Origin of the sequence: Roseobacter sp. SK209-2-6, from assembly GCF_000169455.1 — a bacterium.
Lineage (GTDB): Bacteria > Pseudomonadota > Alphaproteobacteria > Rhodobacterales > Rhodobacteraceae > Pseudophaeobacter.
The window spans coordinates 14,143-39,061 of sequence record NZ_AAYC01000002.1 but is presented as its reverse complement, the minus strand read 5'-3'; the positions used below and the strand labels follow the sequence as shown (position 1 = coordinate 39,061).

Here is a 24,919-nt window from a genome sequence, read left to right as displayed (position 1 = left end):
GCGATGCTGCATGGTATACCCCATAGGCCCCATTTCTCGTCTAGAGGATTTGAAGATCAGAGGATTCGGTTCGGTTGCAGATACATAAGGTTCTGAATCCGACGATCTCTCGGAGAGACTCTTTGGCCATCTGCGGCGCCAAACGTATCCGGAGCGACGATACTCGAGGTGGGGAATTCTGCATGAACAAGGCATGACTGTCTCTCCCATGTCCCACAACGTGCCAAGCGGTGTGCCATTCGCAGTGCCAGAAACGAGAAAAGCGACCCTGCTAGGGGTCGCTTCTTCTTTGAAATCAATCCCTTAAGGGATGATTGGCTCCGGCGGTAGGGATCGAACCTACGACCAATTGATTAACAGTCAACTGCTCTACCGCTGAGCTACGCCGGAACGGTAGAGGCGATATAGCGGGGAGATTTGCAGAGGTCCAGAGGGGAGATGCGCCTTTTTTCAAAAAAATCACAGCGCTTTGTGCAGGGCAAATGAACTTTGCTGAGACAGTGGGGGCTGGGCCTTTACCAGTGCGCGATTGGAGAGGTCCAAGAGATGTGCAAAGACATTGCGCTCGGCCGCGGGCAAGAGAGCCTCTGGGGTTTCTGTATAGATATCTCGCGCCAGTTGCGCAGTGGTGGCTGGGCCCTTCTCCAGTTCCGCTAGGATCTCCGCCTCGCGGCCTTTGCGGTGAGCGATCAGCCAATCAAGGCGGGCGGCAGGTTGATCTACCGGAGCACCGTGGCCCGGATAAAACACCCGCCAGTTCCGCGTTTTGAGCTTTTCGCAGGACGCCATGAAATCAGTCAGATCCCCATCGGGCGGGGAAACCAGGGAGCTAGCCCAGCCCATGATGTGATCTGCGGTAAAGCAAGCATCCCCAAGAGCCAGGGCAATATGATTGCCAAGATGGCCGGGGGTGTGAATGACCTCCAGTTGCCAGTCGTGCTGTTCAAGGATCTCACCATCCTTCAGCAAAATATCCGGGGCGAAGGAGGTATCGATCCCTTCACCACCGCCCTGCATGCCCTGCTCGATCAGCTCTTGCATGACGCGGCTGCGACCGGCGTCGCTGGGGCCAAAGGCATAGACCGGCGCATTGCATTGTTGCGATAGGGGGCGGGCAAGGGGCGAGTGATCCAAATGGCTGTGGGTCACGATGATATGGCTAACCTCCTGCCCCGGTGCGACCGCATCCAATATGGCCTGCATGTGTCTTGGATCCTCCGGGCCGGGGTCAATTATCGCCAGCTTCTGTGTACCGACGAGATAGGTATTGGTGCCACGATAGGTCATCGGAGAGGGGTTTGGCGCGAGAATGCGGCGCAGGCCTGGTTCCAGCTCTTCTACCACCCCGGGTAGCGGGTTGAAGTCGTCTTGCACCTGCATGAGCTCTTATCCTCTGTCACGTTATTTTCGGCCAAACCAGGGGCTATAGCGGGCTGATTTCTCTGCCTTCACAGTCCTGAAGCGCGGCTGTAAGGTGACCCTATGTTCTTCCAATGGCTCAAACAATATCTTCCGCGCAGTCTCTATGCCCGTGCGGCGCTGATCCTCGTTCTGCCAATTGTTGCATTGCAGCTGATTGTCTCTGTTGTTTTCATCAAGAGAGATCTGGAGGATGTCACCACCCAGATGACCGCAACGGTTCTGCGCGAGATACACCTATTGCTGAATGTCACGGAGGGGGCACAAGAAGCGGAGGACATTCTGGATCGCTTATCGCCCTATCTTGGCCCCTTGACCATGCGCGCACGGATCTTGCCCACCGATGCGGGCAGGCCTGCGGATGAGCTGTCATGGAACGAGTTTTCCGGCCGCATCGTACGTGACAAAATGCAAAGGGAACTGCCTGGCTATGTGGCGGTGCGATTCCCGCAGGGGCATTTGTTCCTGCTCTACCTAGAGACACCGGCTGGCTTTCTGGAACTTCAGTTGGATCGGCGGCGGGTGACCGCGGCGGCGCCGCACCAGCTCATCGTGACCATGGTCTTCTTTGGTTTTCTGATGACGGTGATTGCCTTTGTCTACATGCGCAACCAGCTGCGGCCGATCAAAAAGCTGGCAGAGGCGGCGCAGGCCTTTGGCCGGGGGCGCAATATGCCCTATTCCCCAAGAGGTGCCACAGAGGTGCGCGCAGCTGGCAGTGCCTTTTTAGATATGCGCGCGCGTATTGAGCGCCAGATTGAGCAGCGGACCTTGATGCTCTCTGGGGTCAGTCACGATTTGCGCACACCACTGACACGACTGAAACTGAGCCTGGCCATGATCGACGAGGAAGAGGCCGAGCCAATGCTGCGCGATGTGAGTGAAATGCAGGCGCTGCTGGATGCATTTTTGGATTTTTCGCGCGGGGCCTCTACCGCCGCCCCGGAACCGACGGACCCGCAGGCGCTGGTTCACTCCATCGTGGAGGATTGGCGCCGTCAGGGGAAGGATGTTATGCTCGGCGAGTTGAGCGGATCTGGTCTTGTGGAGCTGCGACAGCAGCCCATTCGCCGAGCACTAGAAAATCTCATCTCGAATGCTGTGCGCTATGGGACACGGGCACGGGTTTCCGTCGCTCTGACAGAGCGTACCCTGCGTTTGCGGGTCGAGGATGACGGTCCGGGCATTGCAGCGGACCTGCGCCAGGAAGCGGTGCGCCCCTTTGCGCGATTGGATCCGGCGCGCAACCAGGACCTTGGCACGGGTGTTGGGCTGGGATTGGCAATTGTGACCGATATTGCGCGCGCCCATGGGGGCACGCTTCGACTGGCGCGCAGCCCTGATCTGGGCGGGTTGCTTGCAGATATTGTAATCGCACGTTAGGTGCGGACTTCTGTGTCCAAAAGACCCGAAAACTGTATCGCGTTGAGCATGCCTGACGGTGAGCCAGCGTGTGGATCGGGACCTGCTCCTATGAGCTGTTTTGAATTGAAGTGGTGAACAGAATGGCGAAGACGCCGCAGACGCCAAAGGACAAGCGCGAAATTGTTCGGCTCTGGTTTTCAGAGATCTGGGAAAAGGGGAATTTGGCAGCCATTGAAGAGTTGATGGCGGCGAATTTCAGCCCTGAAGCCCTAGATGGATCGGTGGTCAAATCGCCGGAAGATATCCCGATTCTCGTCGAAGTGCTGCATGGAATGATGGGGCCTCCGAAGGTGGAAATCGATATGTTCCTAGAGGAAGGAGATTGGATCTGTTGCTGTTTCAACCTCCTGGCGCCCCGACCTGATGTTGAGCAGCCCCTGAAGGTGCAAGGCACGGTCTTGTTTCTGATCGAAGGGGGGAAGATTACCGGCTTACGTAGCCTGCTAAACCTCTTCTCTGCTTTTGAGCAAACGGGCCAGCTGCCAGAAGATTCCATTGCTGGATGTTTGAGCGGTCAAAAACTGGTTTGGGCCTAACCGCCCAAACCAAGATCCAATCCTGGCGCTCAACCGGCCTCCGTTGTTTTCCTGTGCTGTGATTTAACCCAGTCGGCAGCTCCAGTCTGTGAAACAGGCCGTTTCCGGATCGTTTGAATGCTGTTGCTCTCTGCATGATGATGAAACATACGAACTGGGCGCCGGTTCCTTCGGCTGAGTTCAGCGGCCATTTCGCTCATATCGCCAAGTTTCACCGGCGGAACTGCTCCTTAGCTAGCAGCGACTACACGACAATCTCTTTTGGTTTTCTCCGATAGGTGCCCATCCTTGTCCCTCGTCTTTTTAGGCCAGGAGCGCCAATCATTACGGTCCGGGAGGATTAACTCTGGACGCCACCCGTTTGTCGGCCCATCGCCTGAGAGAGCACGCACATAAGTTCGAACATCAGCGAAATGCCTAGCCATGCGGTGCTTCCAGACTCGTCAAAGGGCGGCGCCACTTCGACCAGATCGGCGCCGATCAGGTTGACGCCCGCCAGCTCGCGGATCACCTGCTGTGCCTGAAAGCTGTTGGGACCGCCGATTTCCGGCGTGCCGGTGCCGGGCGCGTAAGTGGGATCAACAAAATCAATATCATAGGTGCAGTAGGCCGGCCGGCTGCCCAAGATACCGCGCACCTCTTCCATCACATCCTTGATACCGCGATCAAACAGCTCTTCGATGCGGATGATGCGGATGCCCTGCTCCAGGCCCCATTCGATGTCTTTGGTGTTATAGGCGGTGCCACGGATGCCAACCTGGACAAAGCGTTTGGGGTCGACCAGCCCTTCCTCCACCGCGCGGCGGAATGGCGTGCCGTGGGTGTATTTATAGCCGCCGAAATAGCTGTCGAAGAGGTCGGTGTGGCTGTCGAATTGCACCAGCCCCAACGGACCGTCCGCCGCTAAGGCACGCAGGATCGGCAGGGAGATCAGATGATCGCCGCCTGCGGTCATCGGGGTGATGCCCGCAGCCTTGAGGTCGGCATAATAGGCGGTGATCCGCTCCAGGCAGTCCTGGATGTCCACCGGATTGGGCGGCACATCGCCCAGATCGGCACAGTTGACGCTAGTGAAAGGGTTCACGCCCGTCACCGGGTTCATCGCCCGGATCATGGTGGAGAAATCGCGCAGCTGGCGGGGCCCGTGCCGCGCTCCGGGGCGGTTGGTGGTGCCGCCGTCCCAGGGCACGCCCACCAGCCCCATCTGCACCTCGCCATAGCGCGGATGATCCGGCGTCAGCGACGGCAGTCGCATGAAGGTAGGCACGCCTGCAAACCGCGGCAGATCCATGGCGGATACCGGTTGAAAGAAATCATCACCTGTCTGGGTCATGCCGTTGCTCCGTTTTTCACGTTTTCCGCAATCATCGAGATCATCTCGAACATGATCGCCGAGGCGGTCAGCGCGGTGATCTGGTTGGGGCTGTCCTTGGTCGGCATCATGCAGACAATATCTCCGCCAACAATATTCATGCCGCGCACGGCATGCAGCAGGGCAACCGCTTCGTCGATGTCAAACCCCTTTTCGCCCGGCTCCAGATTGGACACCGCCGGTGCAATCGTCGGGTCCAGACTGTCGAGGTCAAAAGTGATGTAAACAGGCCTTCCCGCCATCACCTCCTTGATCTGGGCCACCACATCCTCGACCCCGCGTTTGCGGAACTCCTTCATGGTGACAACGTTGTAGCCATAGTCATAAGAGGGCTCCAGCCAGTCTAGGGTGCGGGCATGGCCACGGATACCGATCTGCATGGAATGATGCGGGTCGACCTTGCCTTGGTCCGCCAGGTAGGCGCCCCAATGGGCGGCGGATTTTTTGGCACCCAGGAAGTGGTCAACCTTGGTGAAGACATCCGTGTGGGCATCAAAATGCAAAAAGCAGACCGGCTCGCGCTTGGTGATCTTGCCGCAGCCCAAGGCCTGCACGATGCCGCCGGTGATCGAGTGGTCGCCGCCGATGGACACAGGGCGGGCGCCGGCCGCGTCGATCTCTTGATAGAATCGGGTGATTTGCTCGATGCAGTCCTCATTGTCATTGGCGCGCGGGAAAGGCACGTCGCCGACATCTACAATTTTGGCAGCCTCCCAGGGATTCAGTTGGAATTCGCCATGCATCCGCCGGCCCACAGCAGAGACATTGCGCAGCGCGCGAGGGCCCAGGTGCTGGTCGCGCTCGGTGGTGCCGTTGCCAGTTGAATGGGGCACACCCACCAGAGCGATATCTTGGTTTTCCGGCCCTTCGTTGGGGCAGCGGAACATGGTGGGAATGCCCCACCAGTAAAGGTTCTCCATCATGGATTTCAGATGTTCGTCAGCCATTTTCAGCCTTTCGGTCTTGTCTATAAAAGGCCCCCGGCGCCAGGGTGTGCACGCCGGGGCAGTCAGAGGGAGTGTCAGTCAGTGCCCACCGGTTTTCTGGCGGTATGCACCCTGTGCGATCCGGTCGATGACCATGGCGCAGAACAGGATGGCGAGACCGCCCAGCAGACCCTGGCCTTTGGCCGCGTATTGCAGCGCTTCCAGGATCAGCGCACCCAGGCCTTCAGCACCGATCAACGAGGCGATCACCACCATCGACAGCGACATTAGGATGGTCTGGTTGATGCCGGTCATGATCGAGGGTAGCGCCAAGGGCAGCTCGACGTTGAACAAGAGCTGACGGCGTGAGCAGCCGAATGCCACGGCGGCTTCCTTGGTGGCCTCGGGCACACCGCGCATGCCAAGGGCAGTCAGGCGGATCACCGGTGGCATCGCAAAGACCAGCGTGGCCAGCACCCCAGGCGGCTTGCCGGTGCCGAAAAAGGCAATGATCGGGATCAGATAGACAAAGGCCGGCATGGTCTGCATGAAGTCCAGCACCGGTTCTGCAATCGCATAGGCGCGTTTGGACTTGCCAAACCAGATTCCCAGCGGAATGCCGATCGCCACACAGAGGAAGGCCCCTGCCCCGATCAGCGCCACAGTGATCATCGCCAGTTCCCACAGGCCCATGAAGGCAAGATAGGCAAGAGAGGCTGCGGTAAAGATCGCCACACGCGGCCCGGCCAGGCGCAGCGCCATAACAACAGTCACAAACATCACCACCGGCCAAGGAGTCTGGATCAACAGCACCTCAAGCCCGTCCAGTACCCAGCGGATGCCGACAGTGACCCCGTCGAAGACATCGCCAAAGTTGTTGGCCAGCCAGTCAAACCCGGCATCGCCTTTCTTAGACAGTGCGGCGAAGTATTCTTTGCCGACGGGGAATTCGGTGATCGGCAGCCGTCCTCCCAGCAGCCCGCCTGTGACATTGGCCAGGGCCTCGTCAGGTTTGGCAACGGTAAAACGCACCAGGGTCAGCGGCCAGATCGCCAAGAGGCCTATGGCGCCAAAAATCAGCCCGTTGCGGCTCATCCCCGACTGCGCCTTCTGGCCCGAGCGCCAGCGCAGATACTGCGCCTCATAGGCGGTGTTGGCATAAAAACCCTCGGCCAGTTTGATCGCCGCCATCAGGGCAAGACCGGTCAGCAGAATGGCGACTGCGGTGCTGTTGGCGGCAGTGGCAGCCTCCAGCGCCTTATCAGCAGCCGCACGCAAGTTGTCGGCGATCTTCAGCTTGGCGGCGGCCCCGGCGGCATCGCCTGCGGCGGTCAGGTCTGCCGCCTGCGCCTCGCGCTTGGCGATATTGGACAAGAGCCGCTCATAGCGGGCAAGCTGATCCGCACCAAGTTCGCCCCACAGGCCCCGGCCGATCTGCACCAGAGCAAACAGCTCCAGCACCAGAAACATCCAGAAGAACCCCCAGGCACCGCGGGCAGCACCCCACAAAGGGCCGCAGACCGCAGCCATGGTGTTCCACGACCAGGAAAAGCCGGTCTTGCCCTGGATGCGGGCAAATTCGTGAGCGTAGTAGCTGCCGTTCTCAACAGCAAATTCTTCAACACTCAGATCAGGGGATTGGTAAGCCGTATCCTTCATGCCTTGCCTCCCTGAATGCCTTTCAGCAACGTCGCGCGGTCAACCACGCCGATATCGGTGCCATCGTCACCGGTGATGACAATCACGTTTTCAGTGGAGGTGGCGATGTCGATCAGCTGATCCAGATCGGTGCCGTGATGCGCCCGCGGGCTTTCGTCGAAATCGACGGGCCGGGTGGGCTGGTATTCGCTGATCGGCACCATGATCGAATGGGCAAAGACCAGTTTCAGCTTGGAAATACCCTCGACAAAGTCGCGCACATAATCGTCGGCAGGCTGCGTCACGATCTCCTCCGGCGTGCCGATCTGCACAATGCGGCCGTCCTTCATGATGGCGATGCGGTTGCCGATGCGGATCGCCTCGTCCAGGTCGTGGGTGATGAAAACGGTGGTCTTGTTCAGCTCGGCCGAGAGCTTCATGAACTGATCCTGCAATTGCCTCCGGATCAGCGGATCCAGCGCCGAAAACGGCTCATCCATCAGCAGCACATCCGGATCCGAGGCGAGCGCACGCGCCAGCCCGACCCGCTGCTGCATGCCGCCTGACAGCTCTGCTGGAAACCGGTCCTCAAATCCCGTCAGGTTCACCTTGTCCAGGCAGCGCTGCGAGACTTCCCAGCGGGTGGATTTCGGCTCGCCGCGCACCTGCAGCGGAAAGCCCACATTGTCGCGCACGGTGCGGTGGGGCAGCAGCGCCATGTGCTGGAACACCATGCCGATATTCATCGCCCGCATCTCGCGCAGGTCGGCGTCCGACAGGGTCAGCATGTCGCGGCCCATCACCGAGATGTTCCCGGTGGTCGGCTCAATCAGCCGGTTCAGATGCCGCACCATGGTGGATTTACCAGAGCCCGACAGCCCCATCACGCAGAAAATCTCGCCGCGCTTCACCTCAAAGGACACATCGGCAATACCGACCACGCAGTTGAATTCTTCCAGCACCTCAGCCTTGCCCAACCCGCGCTTGCGGATTGCCTCCATCGCAGCGCCTGAGTTGGCACCGAATATCTTCCACACGCCGTCCAGCGTGATCACATGCTCAGTCATCTTCCGTCTCCGGTTGTCCCGGTGTCTGTGGCGGGCAGCTGCACGTCGCCCGCCGGATGGCGCCTGTTGCTCCGCTGTTTACTGGAACCAGGAGTCGACCAGATCGGAATGTTCATCCACCCACTTGCGGGCAAACTCCGCGGGATCTTGTCCATCAACCGACAGGGCATAGACCACTGCATTGACCTGCTCGGTGGTCAGCGCGACCTTGCCCAGCATGGCAGCCGCTTCTGGCTGGCTCTCGGCCAGGCCGGAGGCGTAGAAGACATGCAACTTGGCTGCGTCCCAGGCGGTGCCGGCCTTGGAATTCTCCAGCCAGTTCGGGTCATCCGTGGGCTGTTTCACATCCCATTCGGCGGCGTCATAGGCAGGCTCGGACAGCGGCACCAGATCGTAAAGCGAGAACATATGGTGCGGCGTGTAGCAGTAGAAAACGATGTTCTGCCCCTGCGCCACGGCATTGTCGACCTGGGCCAGCGCCAGGGTCTCATCCATCTCCATCAGGTTCATGGTCTCGGAGTAGCCATAGGATTTGGCGCGGATCTTCTCGACATTGGTCGAGGCCCAGCCTGCCCCGCCGATCCAAACCTCGCCACGCCCGTCGCCATCGGTGTCGAAGTTGGCCGCCATATCCGGGTCGGTCAGATCGCTAAGCGCCGAAATACCCGTGCGTTCCTGCGTATCCTTGGTGACGCAAATATGCTGATCGGAAAGAACCGCATTTGGGTTCAGGGCAACCGAGCCCTTACCGGTGACAAAGGTGTCATGCAGGTTTTGCTGGTTCGGCAACCAAACCTCCGGGTGCACATGCATAGCACCAGAATCCATCGCCTCAAAGATGATCGGGTTGGTGCCGTTCTGCAGTCCTACTGACAGGCCCAGGTTGTCTTCCAGCGCCACTTTCAGGATATGAGCGGTGCCGCGGACCGAGGCCCAGTTCGGCACCCCGATCACCACGTCCTGCGCCATGGCAGTGCTGCCGAGAGTGGCGGCCAGTGCGGCGGCGGCCAAAGTCTTTGCTGTTGTCATATTTCTTCTCCCTTGTTGGCTGATCACTTTGTTTTTTGTTTCAGCACCCGGCGCGTGATCACGTTACCGGTGCCATTTGTTTTGAAAGAGTAAGAGCAGCCTGCAGCAGCACATTGCAGCCGGCCTCCAGATGATCCGGTTCGGCCCATTCACCCTCGTTGTGGCTGAGGCCATCGCGGCAGGGTACAAACACCATCGCCGCGGGCACCTTGCGCGCCAGCTGGCAGGCGTCATGGCCCGCACCGGACACCATCCGGCGCCAGGGCTGACCGATGTCCTTGGCCGCCGTTTCGATTGCGTCGATGCAAACCTCGTCAAATTTCACCGGCGGATTGTGCCAGATCATATCCAGCGCGACCCAGGCCTCCTGCTCCTCGAGGGCAGCGCGGCGGATGGCGTTGTCCATGCCGCTCAGCAGCGCGTCGTCGGGGTGGCGGAAGTCGATGGTGAACCGCACCTCGCCGGGGATGGTGTTGCGCGAATTGGGGCTGACCTGCAGCGCACCCACGGTGCCGACCCCGTCGGGGCCATAGGCCAGGGCAATCCGCTGCACCTCCTGGATCATACGCGCCGCGGAGACCAGCGCGTCGCGGCGCCCCGGCATCGGAGTGGAACCGGAATGGGCATCGCGCCCGGTGACAGTGACATCATACCATCGCTGGCCCTGGCCGCCGGTGACAACGCCAATCACCTCATCATGGCGTTCCAGCACCGGGCCTTGTTCAATATGAGCCTCCAGGAAGGCGCCGAACCGATGCGCACCGCAGGGCTCAGACCCGGCATAGCCTATCCGTGCCAGCTCATCGCCGAACCGCTTGCCGTCGGCGTCTTCGCGGCTGAGGGCAAATTCCAGATCAAACAGCCCGGCATAGACCCCGGAACACAGCATCGCAGGCGCAAAGCGCGCGCCTTCCTCGTTGGTCCAGTTGACGATTTCGATGGGGGCATCGGTCTCCAGCCCCAAATCGTTCAGGGTGCGTACCACCTCGAGGCCCGCTAGCACGCCATAGACACCATCGAACTTGCCGCCGTGCGGCTGGGTGTCCAGATGACTGCCGATGGCAATCGGCAGCGCATCTAGTTCGCGGCCTTCGCGGCGGGCAAACATGTTGCCCAGCCGGTCATAGGTTACCGTGCAGCCCGCGTCCTCGCACCAGCGGTTGAAAAGCGCACGGGCTTCCAGATCGCCATCCGTCAGCGTCAGCCGCCCACAGCCGCCCCCCGGCAAGGCATCGATCTTGGCCATTTCCATGATGCTCTGCCACAGCCGGGCGCCGTTTATGCACTGGTTGCTGCTCATGTGCTTTGGGGGGCGTCTTGGCGGCCCGTGTCTTCCCGGCAGAGGGCCTGGCTCAGGCAATGCACGCCGCCGCCGCCCAGGGTGAACATAGACATATCGGGATCAAAAACCTCAAACCCCAGCGCCCGCATCTTGGCATTCAGATCTTTGGCGCCGGCCATCGACAGCACCTCGCCATCGCCCAAGGCCACAAGATTCACGCCCAGATTCTTGGCCTCAGCATAGGAAACATTGACGATCTCGATCCCCCAGCCTTTGACAATATCCACCAGCCAAGGCTCCATCGCGTCGATACAAGCAACCGCCAGCTTTTCGGCCAGCGGCACGATCAGCCCGTCCATATGCACAAACTCGCGGCTAATCGGCGCCACCACGGCCTCCCAGCCTTCGGCGCGGACAAATTCCGCCACCTGTTCCGAGCCCTCTTTCTCGGACCGCTCGCCGCAATAGCCAATCAACACCCGGCCCGGCTCGATGATGTTGAAATCACCGCCCTCAAAATGGCCCGCGGTGGCAAATTTCCAGATCGGAATATCGTTGTCCTGATAGAATTTGATCGCGGTGGCATAATCCGCCCGGCGGCATTTCAGCTGCATATGGCAGATCAAGGCGCCCCAGGGCGTCATCGCTGAGCTATCACGGGCAAAGAAGTTGCGGTGCAGCACCTCGTCGCTGTCCAGATAGTGGCAGGTAACACCGGCCCCCTCGTAGATCGAGACCATCTCAGAGTGCTGTTTCATCGCCAGCTGCAGGTCGAACTGCACGCCGGTCTTATGGGCATTGGCCAGGGTGCGTCCGATCAGCGGGCCGGCTTCAACCCATTTGAAATACTCCGGCTTGCCCAGCAGAACATCCGTCAGCTTGGCATAGTCGTTGTTGATCCCCCAGCGCTTGGCCGTTGCGGTGCTTGCGTCCATGCTGCCCAACCTTCCCAGTCAATACATGCTTGGGCGGCAGGATCGGACGGAACTAGCTTTTATTAAATTACAAACTAAGGGATTTAACTTTTATAAGTTTGCAAGTATGGTGGCCCCATGCTGCCCCCTGCCCTGTCCAAAGCCGATTTGCACCTACTGTATGTCTTCTGCGCCGTAGTCGAGGCGCGCGGGTTTTCGGCGGCACAAATCGCCCTAAATGTCTCGGCCTCTACCATCTCGCGGCAGATTGCCGATCTAGAAACCCGCCTGGGCATGCGCCTGTGCCAACGCGGCCGCAAAGGATTCCGGCTGACCGACAAGGGCGAGATCGTCTATGCCGCCTCGCACAAACTGTTTGCCGCGCTGGATCAGTTCGGCGAAACCGTAGACGGCACCCGCGGCAAGCTGGTAGGGCGCCTGACGGTTGCTGCGATCGACAATTGGGTTTTCAACAATGAAGCCCCGGTTATGGGGGCCTTGAGCGAATTCACCCGGATCGCGCCCGAGGTGGCAATCGAAATGCACTCCCTGGCACCGGATGACATCGAAATGGCGGTGCAGGACGGTCAGATCGCTATCGGGGTCGGGGTGTTCCACAAGCACAAGCCCGGCCTGATTTATGAAACCCTGGGGTTCGAGCGCATCGGGCTTTACTGCAGCCCCGGTCATCCGCTGTTCAAGGCAGACACGCCGGCAGAGGTCGAAACGCTGCTGCCCCAGGCCAACTTCTGCAAGCGCGCCTATCTGAACGAGGATCTGGTGGCCCCGGTGTCCCGCGGGCTACCCTCGAACGCCAGCGCCCATCAGATCGAGGGCATTGCCATGCTGGTGCTAACCGGAGGCTACATCGGGTATCTGCCGGAAAGCTTTGCCGCGATCTGGATGCGCGAGGGAAAGATGCGCTCGGTGGGTGATGGCATGTTCGACCTGAAGTCCGAAATCAAGCTGGTGCGCAAACGCGGTGAAGAGCCAAACCTGGTGGTGAAAACCTTTATCCAGCTTGTGAAAAACGCTGGGGGGCCGGTTCGTGGAAAAAACCCATGAGCTATGGAGCCTAGTTTCTGGTGTTGAAGGCGTTTTCTAGCAAACGAAGATACCAGGTCAGAACCAGGGGTAGAGCGCCCACCATATGAGATGTCGCAAGCTGTTTGCTTGGCAACTTCAACATGCAGGTGGCATCCGAAAGGCGACATTGAGGGTGTCACCCGGTCGGCACACCCAGGCAAGACATAATAGTGTTGAAGCTCGTTCGTTGCTCTTGGCTGGCCATCCAATGTGCCTCGAATTTGATCGAGACAATGTTATCTACCGTGGCCCCGAGAGGGCAGGCAAATTCAGGTTTTGTCACCTGAGATGCAGGGAGAATGGTAGTGCCAATGCCTAAATGAGCCCAGTGCTCCAAAACATGATAGGCCAGAGCGCGCCCCTCATAGGCATGCAATTTCAGTTTCTGATTTTGGAACAGAAATCGCACGGTATCAGACAAGCCGCAATCATCAGGAACTAGCAGTATTTTCCTATCGGCAAGGTCTGTTAAGGGAAATGAATCAAATTCATGCGCGTTCAATTGATCCGAAACTACGAACAAAGGTTCCGAGTAGATCTTTGTAGACCGGAGATTTGTGCTGACTTGCGGTGATGGGCAGAGCCCAAAATCAATTGTTCCGCTTTGAAGCGCTGGGTAAATGTCGGCCTTATTCATTTCCGTCAACACCAGCTCCAAATCATGCTGTGTGGCGCGCGCAAGCATTGCCCTTGAGAAATCCACACTGACCAATGGGGATAGACCGATCCGAACGACGTTGTCATGACGGGCAAGAAAGTCTGACGCGCTGCTTAGAAGGCTTTGACGCGCGGAAACGACGTCGCGCATCTTATCGACCATCACGGCTCCAAACTCCGTCGTTGTGACCGAACGCGTTGTGCGATCAAATAGGCGACCTCCAAGTTCTTCTTCTAACTGTCCAATCGCGTTTGAGAGCGCAGGTTGTGTCACGCAGCAAATATCAGCCGCTCGTGTGAACGAACCTGTTTCGGCGACGGAAATAGCAAATCGAAGGTGTTGGAAGTTCATCTCAAAGAGCCCCGGAGCTAAGTTGCCAGTCGTTTGGGTTATAGCCCGTCTGATCGCATCGAATAAATTCGGATTAGAAATACCTTCATAAGATAACAGAATTTCTCATGGTGGTCCGTCATCTGCACATTCAGCAGCACGACACAGTTTTCAATCAAAGGACCAAAAAATGAAATCTCTTGTTGCTGCAACCGCCCTTGCTATTGTTGCTATGCCCGCCTTCGCGGAACCTGGTGCATACCTTCAAATTACTGTGGCGATTGAAAATGAAAATCGTGCTGCTGCAGCCGCTGTCTATTTCGACTACAAAGAGCCATTCTTGACAACCATCGATGGTGCAGAACAGAAAAGCCTTCTTGTCCGAATGGATGATATTCAGGTTCTGCATGGTTTCGATACTGTTGAAAACGCGGCAGCTTATTTGGAAAGTGGCATGTTTCAGGAAGATATCGTGACCAAGCTGTCACCCCTGTTTGCTGGAGAGCCAGAAATTCGCATCTTTGAAGCGAACTAGGTTCCTTTCAACTGCCCCCTGGCAAAGCTCCGGCTGCGGGGCAGTATCTTTGCAGACGTTTCCAAAAAGCGGCCAAAGGTGCAGTCGCAATTAAATCTGTTGTTATCCGCGATCTATTTGTTCGACCCTGGTTTAAGGTTCTCTTGCTGCGAAGGTCAGACTTTGCTGCAGCAAACTGCCTATGCTTACAAGATTTGATGAATGGTAGGACTACTGAGATGCATTGGCCCATGGCGATGCGGGCCCGGAGCTTTCTCTAGAACCTGCAGGTCGATAGAGTTTGCCTCAGTTGGCTACGATTGCCGACTTTGGGTAGGTTCACTGCACCAGTGCACAAAAGTTAGAACACTTGTCGCACTAACCAAAAAATCCCTCAAGTCTTTACGACTTAAGGGCTTTTCATGGCTCCGGCGGTAGGGATCGAACCTACGACCAATTGATTAACAGTCAACTGCTCTACCGCTGAGCTACGCCGGAATGTGGGGGCGGTATAGCTTTGGCCTCGAGGCAGGTCCAGAGGAAAAATCAACCAGATCGATTTTTTTTCACTCTCCCCTCAAAAGCTTCATGGCGCAAAGCTTGATACATCGCACAAAGAGGCCAAGCCCATAGCATTCCAGAGGAATCTCCGCCTGAGAGAATTGGCAGTTTTTCAGCGGCGAAGGGTTGACCAGTGTCTCAACTCTGCAAAGCGCTTCCTTCGGCTGTCGGCATTCTGCGGGTTCAAACGCGCGTCATAAGGCGCTGAGCAAGACCATAAAACCCGCGAACTCTCCTGCGAAGGATTCTGAAAATATCGTGGAAGGGCTGCAGGTATAAGGTTTTGAGACTGGATGCGGAACTCCCCTCGGAGGCATCCAGACCAAAGACCAACTCCCCTTCCCCGCTGGAGAGATGCAGCGAGTGGAACATCCAGTCCCAGATCGCCAAGGCGGCGCCAAAATTTTTGTCAAAGTGCCGCTCAGCCACGGAATGGTGCAGCTGATGCTGCGCTGGTGAAATCAACAGATGTTCCAACCAGGGCCAATAGCTGATGCTGATATGGGTGTGGCGCAGGTTCGATCCGCTCACGTGAAAGATAAACACCAGCACATTCACACCAACCACGGTGTAAAGACTGACTGCACTGCCAAAGAGGTAGTAGAATGTCGGGATAGTAACCCCCTGCACAACGACACCGCGCAGCGTGTAAAGCACCCCCTCCAGGGGATGAACCCGGTAGACCGTTACCGGTGTCAGTTCCGTCGCTGAATGATGCACCCTATGCAAAGCCCAAAGCACCGGGAAGCGATGCATCCAGCGATGCACCAGATACTTGGAGAAATCATCGAACAAGAAAAGCGTGAGGGTGAACAGCACCACAACAGTGGCCTGATTTACCCCGGTAAATGCCGCAGGGTTCAAGAAATCCAGACTGTGCAGAAAGAAATAGATCCCAGTGGCAATCGCCACCTGACTGAGCAGCATTGGTGAGATGAAAAAGGTGAAAATCCTGTTGATCACAAAGATCTTGTAATCGGCAATTGCGGAGCCGGAAAAGAAAACGCGACGATCAAAGATCCGACGCAGTGCCTCTGCGATGGAGGTCTTGCGTACCAGCGTGAGCCACCCCAGCGCAATCAGCACCGACAAAGCAAGATACCCAAAGAAGATCCGCTTCTTTGGGTTGGCAAAATCGGAAAATAGTGCCGGGAGCTGCTCTAGAAATTCCACGGGCCGGGCCTCAACAAGGCAGGAGAGGTAGCGCCAGAAGGCGGCGCTACCAATGTGTTGAATTTAGTCGGTTTCGGCTCCGCCGTCACCGCTCAGGCTTTCTAGCAGGCCCGCGAGCTCTGCGGTGGCATCGTTGGCGCGTGCTTCAATCGCAAAGTTCTTTGCCAGTAGTTCCTGAACGCGCAGCATATGCAGCTGATAGCTGTTCCAGGACATCTTACGCTCTTTGACAAAATTGCCATCCGCATCCAGGCCGCTGACAAAGGTTCCATCCAGCGTGACCGGACCAAAACCGATCAAGCGGTTCAGGTGGACAGCGGTTTTGCCCAGATCGTTTTTGCCGCTTTGCATCGCCATGGCAAAGCCCTTCAGCTCACCCCAGTGCTTTACATATTTGCGGAAGGCTTTCGCCTGCTCTTCTTCGCTGGAAGCTGCTGTAATCGCAGAGATATCTTTGTATACAGAGCCAGCATACTTAAAGGTGGCCTCGGCCAGAACCAGTTCCCAATTGTCCGCGATGGTCTTGGCGTGGCTCTGCAGTTTGGCGCGTTCTTGGTCGGTCAGGTTTTGACCATTCGCCCCGGTGATCAGCGCACGACCTTCGATAAAGGCCCCCATCATGGTTTCCATATAGGCGGTTTTACCGGATTTATCGGCACCAGCAGCATAATAGGCCGGCCCAAAGACATATTCGGTTTTGAGGTCGATCACACCGTCGCCATTAAGATCCGCAGACCCCAGGTCACGCAGCTTGGCGACGTTGTAGTTGTCTTCGGCACTCAGGCGCATGCTGTGGCTCGCTGCCCCAAAATAGCCAAATGCCTCATCCCAGACATGCTCTTTGCCGGTGTAATAGGCGCCAGTTTTATAGGCTTGGCCATTCGGCTTGACACCTTCACCCAGTTTTTCATCCAGGTAGTTATCGACGGCCTGGCTGTAAGGCATCGCACCCATAGTGAATTTGGAGATCAGCTGCGCATAGTCATAGCCGTTTACCGCATCATAGCCGCCATCAGCCTTGGCCGCGTGGGAGATCATGTGCAGGATCACTTCCTTGCCTGTCATCTCGCCAGGCCAGGCAGGCATTGAACCGTCGTAGAATTTGCCGGCGATGTTCTTGCCCGCAGAAATCTCGTTCAGCATTGTCTGTTTTACAGGAACGCCATCTTTGGAGGCGGGGGCAATGATCGGCAGGTCGGTCTCGGAGCCGTTGAAGTAGCTCAGCATCTGGGCTTCCAGCTCGGCGGCATTGGCGCCACCATTGCCTTTGCCAGCCAGTTTTTTCAAGCTGTCATGCAGAACATGGCGCGCAATTTGCCCGCTGTAAGAGACAGAGTTTTCTTTTTCGCCGTCGTATCCCAAAACGGTGACCGGGAAAGGTCCATAAGTTTCAACAGCGTAGGCGGTGCCAGCGAACATCATTGTGGCAACCAGGCAGGTTGTAAGCTTGAGTGATTTCATCTCTGTTTTGTCCCTTGTCACTCTTGATTATTTTTATCAAGAATTAGATCCTGAGGGAAAAACTCATATTTAGGTCTGCAATGTCAAGGGAGAATCCCCAGCTTCGAGGCTTGGCTGTTGATTTTTGACTAAAAAAATCAGCTATCTTACATTTGCGCGCCCCCCAGATCCCCATAGACGGATCTCGCAGCCGCGTTTCGGGCACCGGAAAGACAGGGCAGCAAGAGAATCAAATCCAATTCGAACCCGCTCGGACTTCAAAATCGCCTCTCTGGAAATTCACCCTATCGCCACACCCCAATCGCCCTACCAAAGCACCCTCCGGTGCTCTTGTGACGCCTTTGACAAACGCCTTGACGATTTCCGCAGTCTTCCCGGTTTTGCCCCAATTATCCTACTGGCTTCTGTCTTTGAATTCGGCTCTCATTAAACTTGGGCAGCCCCGATGAGACAAGAATCCTGCCTGCCAAAGAACAGGCTGACTACGCTTTGAACCGAAAGGGAAAACCATGCGGAACCTGGATAAATTTTACATTGGTGGTGAATGGGTTACCCCCACTTCCTCTTCCAGCATGCCAATTCTGAACCCGGCGACTGAAACGCAGATTGGCACTCTAGCCATGGGTGGGGCCGCAGATGTCGATCGTGCGGTAACGGCCGCCAAGTCCGCTTTTGAAAGCTTCTCGCAAACCTCGCAGGGAGAGCGTCTTGCCCTGCTTGATCGTCTGCTGGAAGTTACCAAAGCACGCCAGGAGGATCTGGCCCAGGCAATGAGCCAGGAGATGGGAGCGCCAATCACCATGGCACGTGACGCCCAGGCCGATGCCGCAATTGGTCACCTGGAAGGTTTCATCGCCGCGATGAAAGAACTCCCAACACGCGAAACTCTGGCCAATGGCGATATCCTGCTGCGTGAGCCTATTGGCATTTGCGGGCTGATCACCCCATGGAACTGGCCAATGAACCAGATTGCGCTCAAGGTGGTGCCAGCTCTCGCCACTGGCTGTTGCTGCATCCTGAAACCTTCAGAGCACACCCCTATGTCGGCTGCCATTTATGCTGAGATCATCCATGAGGCTGGCTATCCTGCTGGTGTCTTCAATCTAGTCTATGGTGATGGCCTCTCTGTCGGCTCCGCGATGTCACGCCACCCTGACATTCAGATGATGTCCTTTACCGGCTCCACCCGTGCAGGCAGCGCCATCACCAAAGATGCGGCAGATACGGTCAAACGGGTTACCTTGGAGCTTGGTGGGAAATCCCCAAATCTGGTCTTTGCCGATTGCGATCTGGAAGAACGCGTGGCGGGCTCTGTTCATGAGGTGATGTATAACACTGGCCAGTCTTGCGATGCCCCAACACGCCTGCTGGTGGAGCGCAGCTGTTATGATCAGGCACTGGAAATCGCCAAGGCCACCGCTGATGGTATCGCTGTTGGCAACCCCGCAGAAGAAGGCGACCACATCGGCCCTCTCTTTGATCGCATCCAGTATGAGCGCGTACAGGAGAAAATCCAGACCGGCCTGGACGAAGGCGCGCGTCTGCTCAGCGGAGGCCTGGGCAAGCCTGAAGGCTTTGAAACCGGCTGGTTCTGCAAATCCACCATCTTTGCCGATGTGCACAACCAGATGGCAATTGCCCAGGAAGAGATCTTTGGTCCGGTTCTGGTGGTGATCCCCTTCGATACAGAGGAAGAAGCCATCGATATCGCCAATGACACTCCCTATGGGCTGGCAGCCTATCTGCAAACCGGTGACGCTGCACGCGCCGAACGCGTCGCCGCTCGCCTCAGGGCTGGTGCTGTGCATATCAACGGCGGCGGCTTCAACTATGGCTCTCCCTTTGGCGGCTACAAGCAATCCGGCAACGGACGCGAAGGGGGGCACATGGGGCTGGAAGACTATCTGGAAGTAAAGACCCTGCATTTTGGCTGACTCAGCAGAGAGGGCCCAGGGCCAATCAGGCCAGGAATAAAGCCCGTCTGATTGGCCCCTGCCGCTTCATGGTTCACGCATCGCAACCAAGGTCTAAGATAGAAAACGGACGCGCCTCAACCCTCGCGCCCCTGTTTCTGAGTAGCAGATGACAGGGACTTTCCTTGGGCAGGGTCTCACCCTTTGGGCCAGGTTTCAGGCGCGCCCGGAGGACCTGGTAGAGAGATCTCCTACTCTGCTCGGAATGCTCAATCCTGAACGCTTTCCAGGCAGCGCCAAAGCAGAGAGTGGTTAAATCCCGTTCCCTGTTTACGCTCACATGTCCAAAATGCCGCAGCAGTACCGCCAACCCCTGCAGGGTGGCACCTGCCTAGCCATGTGAAATTCTGTAAAATCCGTAAAACTGGGTAGAGAATACGTTGACTCTCAAACCTCATAAAAAAAAGGATTTCCAGGGCAGTATCTTGCAAAACTTTTCAAAATCAGAACAGGTTCGGAAATTCATTTACAAGCAAATCGTTATTTTTCGGTCTGTTATTCACAAATTTGCAATTTTCCCTATGATCAGCGCTGAGGAAGGAAACGGTTTGACAGTCACGCCCACCAGTTGTGGTGTGTCAAACTGATAAGACTATTGGGAGGAGACCTGCATGACACCGCAGCCCGAAGGCCGGACATATCCGCCATCAGACGAAACCGTTGCCCGCGCTCACGTTGACAGTGCCAAGTATCAACAGATGTATTCCGCTTCGCTGGAAGACCCGGAAGGGTTCTGGCGCGAGCAGGGTCAGCGCATTGACTGGATCAAGCCCTTCACCCAGGTGAAGGATGTGAACTACAATTTTGGTGAAGTCTCCATCAATTGGTATGCGGATGGCACGCTGAATGTCTCTGCCAATTGCATTGATCGCCATTTGGAAACCCGTGGCGACCAGACCGCCATCATCTGGGAGCCGGATGATCCGAACGAGGCCGCGCAGCATATCTCTTATAAGGAGCTGCACCGCCGCACCTGCCGCATGGCCAATATCCTGGAAGAGATGGGCGTGCGCAAAGGCGATCGGGTGGTGATCTATCTGCCGATGATCCCCGAAGCGGCCTATGCCATGCTGGCCTGTGCCCGCATCGGCGCCATCCACTCCATCGTTTTTGCAGGCTTTTCCCCTGATGCGCTGGCGGCCCGGATCAACGGCTGCGACGCCAAAGTGGTAATCACCGCGGATGAGGCCCCGCGCGGTGGCCGCAAGACACCGCTGAAATCCAATGCGGATGCCGCCCTGCTGCACACCAAGGACACGGTGAAATGCCTGGTGGTCAAACGCACTGGCGGTCAGACCACCTGGGTTGACGGGCGCGACTACGATTATAACGAGATGGCTCTGGAGGCGAATGACTACTGCGCCCCGGCAGAGATGAACGCCGAAGATCCGCTGTTCATCCTCTATACCTCTGGCTCAACTGGTCAGCCCAAGGGTGTTGTGCATTCCTCTGGCGGCTATCTGACCTATGCGGCGATGACCCATGAGATCACCTTTGATTACCATGATGGTGATATCTACTGGTGTACTGCGGATGTGGGCTGGGTCACCGGCCACAGCTATATCGTCTATGGGCCGCTCGCCAATGGCGCCACCACGCTGATGTTCGAAGGTGTTCCGACCTATCCCGATGCCTCGCGCTTCTGGCAGGTCTGCGAAAAGCACAAGGTGAACCAGTTCTACACGGCCCCCACCGCGCTGCGCGCCTTGATGGGTCAGGGCAACGAATGGGTCGAGAAATGCGATCTCTCCGATCTGCGCACCCTTGGCACCGTTGGTGAACCGATCAACCCCGAAGCCTGGAACTGGTACAACGAGGTTGTTGGCGGCGGCAAATGCCCCATCGTCGACACCTGGTGGCAGACCGAGACCGGCGGCCATCTGATGACGCCGCTGCCCGGCGCCCATGCAATGAAGCCCGGCTCTGCGATGAAGCCTTTCTTTGGCATTCAGCCGGTGGTTCTGGATCCAACCAGCGGTGTTGAGATCGAAGGCAATGATGTCGAGGGTGTTCTCTGCATCAAGGACAGCTGGCCCGGTCAGATGCGCACCGTCTGGGGCGATCATGAGCGTTTCCAGAAGACCTATTTTGCCGATTACAAAGGCTATTACTTCACCGGTGACGGCTGTAAGCGCGACGCCGACGGGGACTACTGGATCACCGGCCGCGTCGATGACGTGATCAATGTCTCTGGTCACCGCATGGGCACCGCAGAAGTCGAAAGCGCCCTGGTGGCGCACGCTGCTGTGGCCGAGGCCGCCGTTGTGGGCTACCCGCATGAGATCAAGGGCCAGGGCATCTATTGCTATGTCACCCTGATGAATGACCGGGAACCCTCGGATGAGCTGTTGAAAGAGCTGCGCACCTGGGTCCGGACCGAGATCGGCCCGATTGCTTCTCCTGATGTGATCCAATGGGCGCCTGGCCTGCCCAAGACCCGTTCCGGCAAAATCATGCGCCGTATCCTGCGCAAGATTGCTGAAAATGACTTTGGCAGTTTGGGTGACACCTCAACCTTGGCGGATCCTTCGGTGGTCGAAGACCTGATCGAAAACCGCGCCAACAAGGGATAAGGGTATGACAACAGATGTAATGACCCGCCCTGCCGTTCTGATCCTTCTCGGCCCGCCCGGCGCCGGGAAGGGCACCCAGGCCCGCGTTCTGGAACAGGAGTTTGGCCTGGTGCAGCTTTCCACCGGCGACCTCCTTCGCGCGGCGGTTGCTGCGGGCACCGAGGCCGGCAAAGCCGCCAAAGCGGTGATGGAGGCCGGTGGCCTCGTCTCGGATGAGATCGTAATCAATATCCTGCGCGACCGCCTGACGGAACCGGACTGCGCCAAGGGCGTGATCCTGGACGGCTTCCCGCGCACCACGGTGCAGGCAGAGGCGCTGGACGTGCTGCTGGCGGAAACCGGACAGAAGATCAACGCCGCTATCAGCCTGGAAGTGGATGATAGCGCCATGGTGACACGGATCTCTGGCCGCTACACCTGTGCCGGCTGCGGTGAGGGCTATCACGACAGCTTCAAACAGCCCGCGGTAGAGGGCAAATGCGACAAATGCGGCGGCACAGAGATGACCCGCCGCGCCGACGACAATGCAGAAACCGTAGCCAGCCGTCTGGCTGCCTACCACGAACAGACTGCCCCGCTGATCGCCTACTATGACAGCAAAGATGCGCTGCAGAAGATCGACGCAATGGGCGACATCGGGGATATCTCGAAAGGACTTGCCAAGATCGTGACCAGCGTTACGGGCTAAGACCCATTTCCAGGGATCCGGCCCGCTCTGCCGGATCCCACTTCAAAAACCGGAAAGACCCGCCCTCCCCCACTGACATCAGGTCAGCGGTCCGGCGGAGCCATGCCTGAGGATCGCCTTTCACTTGAAAAAGGCGGCGCAGGCAAAGGGAGAGCTTTTGCCTGATTGACCCCTCAATCAGGTGTTGGAGGAAGAAGGAGGAGCCGCCATGGCGGACCGTACCACAAATGCTGCAGAGGTAGCCGAGGCCGACAAGGGCTATTGGGCTGCAAATGTACGTATCATTCTTGTCAGCCTGGTGATTTGGGCTGTCGTTTCATTTGGATTTGGCATCCTGCTGCGCCCGCTTCTGTCGGGCATCACAGTTGGCGGCACTGATCTGGGCTTTTGGTTTGCCCAGCAGGGATCGATCCTGGTCTTTCTGGGCCTGATCTTTTTCTACGCCTTCCGCATGAACAAGCTGGACCGCGAATACGGCGTGGAGGAAGAATAAGATGGATCAGTTTACCATCAACCTGCTGTTTGTGGGCGCATCCTTCGCGCTCTACATCGGCATCGCGATCTGGGCCCGCGCGGGTTCCACATCTGAATTCTATGCAGCCGGTCGGGGTGTTCACCCCGTCACCAACGGCATGGCCACCGCGGCCGACTGGATGTCCGCAGCCTCCTTCATCTCGATGGCGGGCCTCATTGCCTTTACCGGCTATGACAACTCCACCTTCCTGATGGGCTGGACCGGCGGCTATGTTCTGCTGGCGCTGCTGCTGGCGCCTTACCTGCGCAAATTCGGCAAATTCACCGTCTCCGAGTTCATCGGCGACCGGTTCTACTCCCCGACCGCGCGGGTTGTGGCGGTGATCTGCCTGATCGTTGCCTCGACAACTTACGTGATCGGCCAGATGACCGGCGTTGGCGTGGCCTTTGGCCGCTTCCTCGAGGTCTCCAACACTGCGGGTCTGCTGATTGGTGCCTGTGTGGTTTTTGCTTATGCGGTTTTCGGCGGCATGAAGGGTGTGACCTATACTCAGGTGGCACAGTACTGCGTCTTGATCATGGCCTATACCATTCCGGCCATCTTCATCTCCCTGCAGCTGACCGGCAACCCGGTGCCAGCACTTGGCCTCTTTGGTGATCACGCTGCTTCCGGTGAGCCGCTCTTGGCGAAACTGGACGCCATCGTGACCGAGCTGGGCTTCAAGGAATATACCGCGCATCACTCCGACACCTTCAACATGGTGCTCTTCACCCTGTCGCTGATGATCGGTACTGCGGGCCTGCCCCACGTTATCATGCGCTTCTTTACCGTGCCAAAAGTGGCTGATGCACGCTGGTCCGCTGGCTGGGCGCTGGTCTTCATCGCTCTGCTCTATCTGACCGCTCCGGCTGTTGGCGCCATGGCGCGTCTCAACATCACCGAGATGATGTGGCCGAATGGCGGCATCGAAGGCGGCGCTGTCACAGTCGAGCAGATCGAAAACGATCCAAAGTACGACTGGATGGCCACCTGGCAGAAAACCGGCCTTCTGGCTTGGGAAGACAAGAACGGCGACGGTGCAATCCAGTACTACAACGACAAGAGTGCTGAGCTGCAGGAAACTGCTGCGGCCAATGGCTGGGCCGGGAATGAACTGACCAAGTTCAACCGCGATATCCTGGTTCTGGCCAATCCTGAGATTGCCAACCTTCCGGGCTGGGTCATCGGCCTGGTGGCTGCTGGCGGCCTGGCGGCGGCGCTTTCTACGGCTGCGGGTCTCTTGCTGGCAATTTCCTCGGCGGTATCCCACGACCTGATCAAAGGCTCGATCAATCCGAATATCTCGGAAAAAGGTGAGCTGCTGTCGGCCCGTATCGCCATGGCTGTTGCTATCGCGGTTGCCACATACCTGGGCCTCAACCCTCCGGGTTTTGCGGCACAGACTGTGGCTCTGGCCTTTGGTCTCGCGGCGGCTTCGATCTTCCCGGCGCTGATGATGGGCATCTTTACCAAGGTGAACAACAAAGGTGCGGTAGCGGGTATGGTTGCGGGTCTGGTTGTGACCCTGATCTATATCTTCCTGCATAAGGGCTGGCTGTTCATCCCGGGCACCAACTCCTTCACCGATGCAGATCCTCTGCTGGGCACCATCAAATCCACCTCCTTTGGTGCGATCGGCGCCATGGTGAACTTTGCGGTGGCCTTTGCAGTGTCGAAATCGAGTGCAGCCATCCCGGCTGAAATCGAAGAGCTGGTGGAAAGTGTTCGCATCCCCCGCGGCGCAGGCGCGGCTCAGGATCACTGATCCCTCCCTGGATGG

The 24,919-nt window shown here is 57.6% G+C and carries 20 protein-coding genes and 2 tRNA genes; 9 read left to right on the top strand and 13 right to left on the bottom strand.

The window, feature by feature from the left end; translation table 11 throughout:
- Window positions 1-315 precede the first annotated feature (315 nt).
- Together RSK20926_RS03355 and RSK20926_RS03350 are read right to left on the bottom strand one after the other, a co-directional pair.
- Window positions 316-390: transfer RNA gene (locus tag RSK20926_RS03355), tRNA-Asn, on the bottom strand.
- 69 nt (window positions 391-459) lie between these two features.
- Entirely contained in the window at window positions 460-1,380 is a 921-nt protein-coding gene (locus RSK20926_RS03350; RefSeq protein WP_008204396.1) for an MBL fold metallo-hydrolase, read from the bottom strand.
- A 102-nt stretch (window positions 1,381-1,482) separates the two neighbouring features.
- Between RSK20926_RS03350 and RSK20926_RS03345 the strand changes: the two genes are divergently transcribed.
- The gene (locus RSK20926_RS03345; RefSeq protein ID WP_008204395.1) at window positions 1,483-2,802 is read left to right on the top strand and encodes an ATP-binding protein; all 1,320 of its coding nucleotides are present in this window, start codon (window positions 1,483-1,485) and stop codon (window positions 2,800-2,802) included.
- A 122-nt stretch (window positions 2,803-2,924) separates the two neighbouring features.
- Window positions 2,925-3,380, top strand: a complete 456-nt coding sequence (locus tag RSK20926_RS03340; protein WP_008204394.1) for a nuclear transport factor 2 family protein — start codon at window positions 2,925-2,927, stop codon at window positions 3,378-3,380.
- Between the two features lie 340 nt (window positions 3,381-3,720).
- Here the strand turns inward: RSK20926_RS03340 and speB are convergent, their stop codons facing one another.
- From speB to RSK20926_RS03305, 7 genes are all read right to left on the bottom strand, one after another.
- Window positions 3,721-4,713, bottom strand: a complete 993-nt coding sequence (gene speB / locus RSK20926_RS03335) for an agmatinase (protein WP_008204393.1) — start codon at window positions 4,711-4,713, stop codon at window positions 3,721-3,723.
- Window positions 4,710-5,699, bottom strand: coding sequence for an arginase family protein (locus tag RSK20926_RS03330; RefSeq protein ID WP_008204392.1), 990 nt, complete (start codon window positions 5,697-5,699; stop codon window positions 4,710-4,712). The genes speB and RSK20926_RS03330 overlap by 4 nt, the downstream gene beginning before the upstream one ends.
- Window positions 5,700-5,777: 78 nt before the next feature.
- Complete coding sequence (locus tag RSK20926_RS03325; protein WP_008204391.1) at window positions 5,778-7,337, bottom strand: ABC transporter permease; 1,560 nt, start codon at window positions 7,335-7,337, stop codon at window positions 5,778-5,780.
- Window positions 7,334-8,383: a quaternary amine ABC transporter ATP-binding protein gene (locus RSK20926_RS03320; protein WP_008204390.1), complete on the bottom strand. Its 1,050-nt coding sequence runs from the start codon at window positions 8,381-8,383 to the stop codon at window positions 7,334-7,336. Before RSK20926_RS03320 ends, RSK20926_RS03325 begins: the two co-directional genes overlap by 4 nt.
- Before the next feature lie 78 nt (window positions 8,384-8,461).
- Window positions 8,462-9,412 (bottom strand): ABC transporter substrate-binding protein, encoded by a 951-nt coding sequence (locus RSK20926_RS03315; protein WP_037253666.1) that lies wholly within the window; start codon window positions 9,410-9,412, stop codon window positions 8,462-8,464.
- 58 nt (window positions 9,413-9,470) lie between these two features.
- Complete coding sequence (locus RSK20926_RS03310; protein WP_008204386.1) at window positions 9,471-10,712, bottom strand: Zn-dependent hydrolase; 1,242 nt, start codon at window positions 10,710-10,712, stop codon at window positions 9,471-9,473.
- Window positions 10,709-11,629 carry a dimethylarginine dimethylaminohydrolase family protein gene (locus RSK20926_RS03305; RefSeq protein ID WP_008204385.1) on the bottom strand — a complete coding sequence of 307 codons (921 nt, stop codon included), beginning with the start codon at window positions 11,627-11,629 and terminating at the stop codon, window positions 10,709-10,711. Before RSK20926_RS03305 ends, RSK20926_RS03310 begins: the two co-directional genes overlap by 4 nt.
- Window positions 11,630-11,746: 117 nt before the next feature.
- On the opposite strand from RSK20926_RS03305, the gene RSK20926_RS03300 reads away from it, so the two are divergent.
- Window positions 11,747-12,673, top strand: coding sequence for a LysR family transcriptional regulator (locus tag RSK20926_RS03300; protein WP_008204384.1), 927 nt, complete (start codon window positions 11,747-11,749; stop codon window positions 12,671-12,673).
- A 157-nt stretch (window positions 12,674-12,830) separates the two neighbouring features.
- On the opposite strand, the gene RSK20926_RS22350 is transcribed toward RSK20926_RS03300, so the two are convergent.
- Window positions 12,831-13,703, bottom strand: coding sequence for a LysR family transcriptional regulator (locus tag RSK20926_RS22350; RefSeq protein WP_083805726.1), 873 nt, complete (start codon window positions 13,701-13,703; stop codon window positions 12,831-12,833).
- A 169-nt stretch (window positions 13,704-13,872) separates the two neighbouring features.
- On the opposite strand from RSK20926_RS22350, the gene RSK20926_RS03290 reads away from it, so the two are divergent.
- Window positions 13,873-14,217, top strand: coding sequence for a hypothetical protein (locus RSK20926_RS03290; protein ID WP_008204382.1), 345 nt, complete (start codon window positions 13,873-13,875; stop codon window positions 14,215-14,217).
- Window positions 14,218-14,619: 402 nt separating this feature from the next.
- On the opposite strand, the gene RSK20926_RS03285 is transcribed toward RSK20926_RS03290, so the two are convergent.
- The 3 genes from RSK20926_RS03285 to RSK20926_RS03275 all read right to left on the bottom strand — a co-directional run bounded on the left by RSK20926_RS03285 (window position 14,620) and on the right by RSK20926_RS03275 (window position 17,391).
- Window positions 14,620-14,694: transfer RNA gene (locus tag RSK20926_RS03285), tRNA-Asn, on the bottom strand.
- Window positions 14,695-14,940: 246 nt separating this feature from the next.
- On the bottom strand, window positions 14,941-15,930 hold the full coding sequence (locus RSK20926_RS03280) for a sterol desaturase family protein (protein WP_008204381.1): 990 nt from the start codon (window positions 15,928-15,930) through the stop codon (window positions 14,941-14,943).
- Window positions 15,931-15,993: 63 nt separating this feature from the next.
- A complete protein-coding gene (locus RSK20926_RS03275; RefSeq protein WP_008204380.1) occupies window positions 15,994-17,391 on the bottom strand; it encodes a DUF4856 domain-containing protein in 1,398 nt (465 codons plus the stop codon).
- 509 nt (window positions 17,392-17,900) lie between these two features.
- Here RSK20926_RS03275 and RSK20926_RS03270 point away from each other — a divergent pair.
- The 5 genes from RSK20926_RS03270 (at window position 17,901) to RSK20926_RS03250 (ending at window position 24,904) form a co-directional block, all read left to right on the top strand.
- Entirely contained in the window at window positions 17,901-19,325 is a 1,425-nt protein-coding gene (locus tag RSK20926_RS03270; protein WP_008204379.1) for an aldehyde dehydrogenase family protein, read from the top strand.
- 650 nt (window positions 19,326-19,975) lie between these two features.
- Window positions 19,976-21,937 (top strand): acetate--CoA ligase, encoded by a 1,962-nt coding sequence (acs, locus tag RSK20926_RS03265; protein WP_008204378.1) that lies wholly within the window; start codon window positions 19,976-19,978, stop codon window positions 21,935-21,937.
- A gap of 4 nt (window positions 21,938-21,941) precedes the next feature.
- Window positions 21,942-22,625, top strand: coding sequence for an adenylate kinase (locus tag RSK20926_RS03260; protein ID WP_008204376.1), 684 nt, complete (start codon window positions 21,942-21,944; stop codon window positions 22,623-22,625).
- 208 nt (window positions 22,626-22,833) lie between these two features.
- Complete coding sequence (locus RSK20926_RS03255; protein WP_037253663.1) at window positions 22,834-23,118, top strand: DUF4212 domain-containing protein; 285 nt, start codon at window positions 22,834-22,836, stop codon at window positions 23,116-23,118.
- A 1-nt stretch (window position 23,119) separates the two neighbouring features.
- The gene (locus tag RSK20926_RS03250) at window positions 23,120-24,904 is read left to right on the top strand and encodes a sodium:solute symporter family protein (protein WP_008204373.1); all 1,785 of its coding nucleotides are present in this window, start codon (window positions 23,120-23,122) and stop codon (window positions 24,902-24,904) included.
- The last annotated feature ends 15 nt before the right edge of the window (window positions 24,905-24,919 follow it).

Excerpts from the sequence above, each read along its gene's own strand:
- RSK20926_RS03350 (WP_008204396.1), bottom strand. The coding sequence starts at position 1,380 with ATGCAGGTGCAAGACGACTTCAACCCGCTACCCGGGGTGGTAGAAGAG.
- RSK20926_RS03345 (WP_008204395.1), top strand. The coding sequence starts at position 1,483 with ATGTTCTTCCAATGGCTCAAACAATATCTTCCGCGCAGTCTCTATGCC.
- RSK20926_RS03340 (WP_008204394.1), top strand. The coding sequence starts at position 2,925 with ATGGCGAAGACGCCGCAGACGCCAAAGGACAAGCGCGAAATTGTTCGG.
- speB (WP_008204393.1), bottom strand. The coding sequence starts at position 4,713 with ATGACCCAGACAGGTGATGATTTCTTTCAACCGGTATCCGCCATGGAT.
- RSK20926_RS03330 (WP_008204392.1), bottom strand. The coding sequence starts at position 5,699 with ATGGCTGACGAACATCTGAAATCCATGATGGAGAACCTTTACTGGTGG.
- RSK20926_RS03325 (WP_008204391.1), bottom strand. The coding sequence starts at position 7,337 with ATGAAGGATACGGCTTACCAATCCCCTGATCTGAGTGTTGAAGAATTT.
- RSK20926_RS03320 (WP_008204390.1), bottom strand. The coding sequence starts at position 8,383 with ATGACTGAGCATGTGATCACGCTGGACGGCGTGTGGAAGATATTCGGT.
- RSK20926_RS03315 (WP_037253666.1), bottom strand. The coding sequence starts at position 9,412 with ATGACAACAGCAAAGACTTTGGCCGCCGCCGCACTGGCCGCCACTCTC.
- RSK20926_RS03310 (WP_008204386.1), bottom strand. The coding sequence starts at position 10,712 with ATGAGCAGCAACCAGTGCATAAACGGCGCCCGGCTGTGGCAGAGCATC.
- RSK20926_RS03305 (WP_008204385.1), bottom strand. The coding sequence starts at position 11,629 with ATGGACGCAAGCACCGCAACGGCCAAGCGCTGGGGGATCAACAACGAC.
- RSK20926_RS03300 (WP_008204384.1), top strand. The coding sequence starts at position 11,747 with ATGCTGCCCCCTGCCCTGTCCAAAGCCGATTTGCACCTACTGTATGTC.
- RSK20926_RS22350 (WP_083805726.1), bottom strand. The coding sequence starts at position 13,703 with ATGAACTTCCAACACCTTCGATTTGCTATTTCCGTCGCCGAAACAGGT.
- RSK20926_RS03290 (WP_008204382.1), top strand. The coding sequence starts at position 13,873 with ATGAAATCTCTTGTTGCTGCAACCGCCCTTGCTATTGTTGCTATGCCC.
- RSK20926_RS03275 (WP_008204380.1), bottom strand. The coding sequence starts at position 17,391 with ATGAAATCACTCAAGCTTACAACCTGCCTGGTTGCCACAATGATGTTC.
- RSK20926_RS03270 (WP_008204379.1), top strand. The coding sequence starts at position 17,901 with ATGCGGAACCTGGATAAATTTTACATTGGTGGTGAATGGGTTACCCCC.
- acs (WP_008204378.1), top strand. The coding sequence starts at position 19,976 with ATGACACCGCAGCCCGAAGGCCGGACATATCCGCCATCAGACGAAACC.
- RSK20926_RS03260 (WP_008204376.1), top strand. The coding sequence starts at position 21,942 with ATGACAACAGATGTAATGACCCGCCCTGCCGTTCTGATCCTTCTCGGC.
- RSK20926_RS03255 (WP_037253663.1), top strand. The coding sequence starts at position 22,834 with ATGGCGGACCGTACCACAAATGCTGCAGAGGTAGCCGAGGCCGACAAG.
- RSK20926_RS03250 (WP_008204373.1), top strand. The coding sequence starts at position 23,120 with ATGGATCAGTTTACCATCAACCTGCTGTTTGTGGGCGCATCCTTCGCG.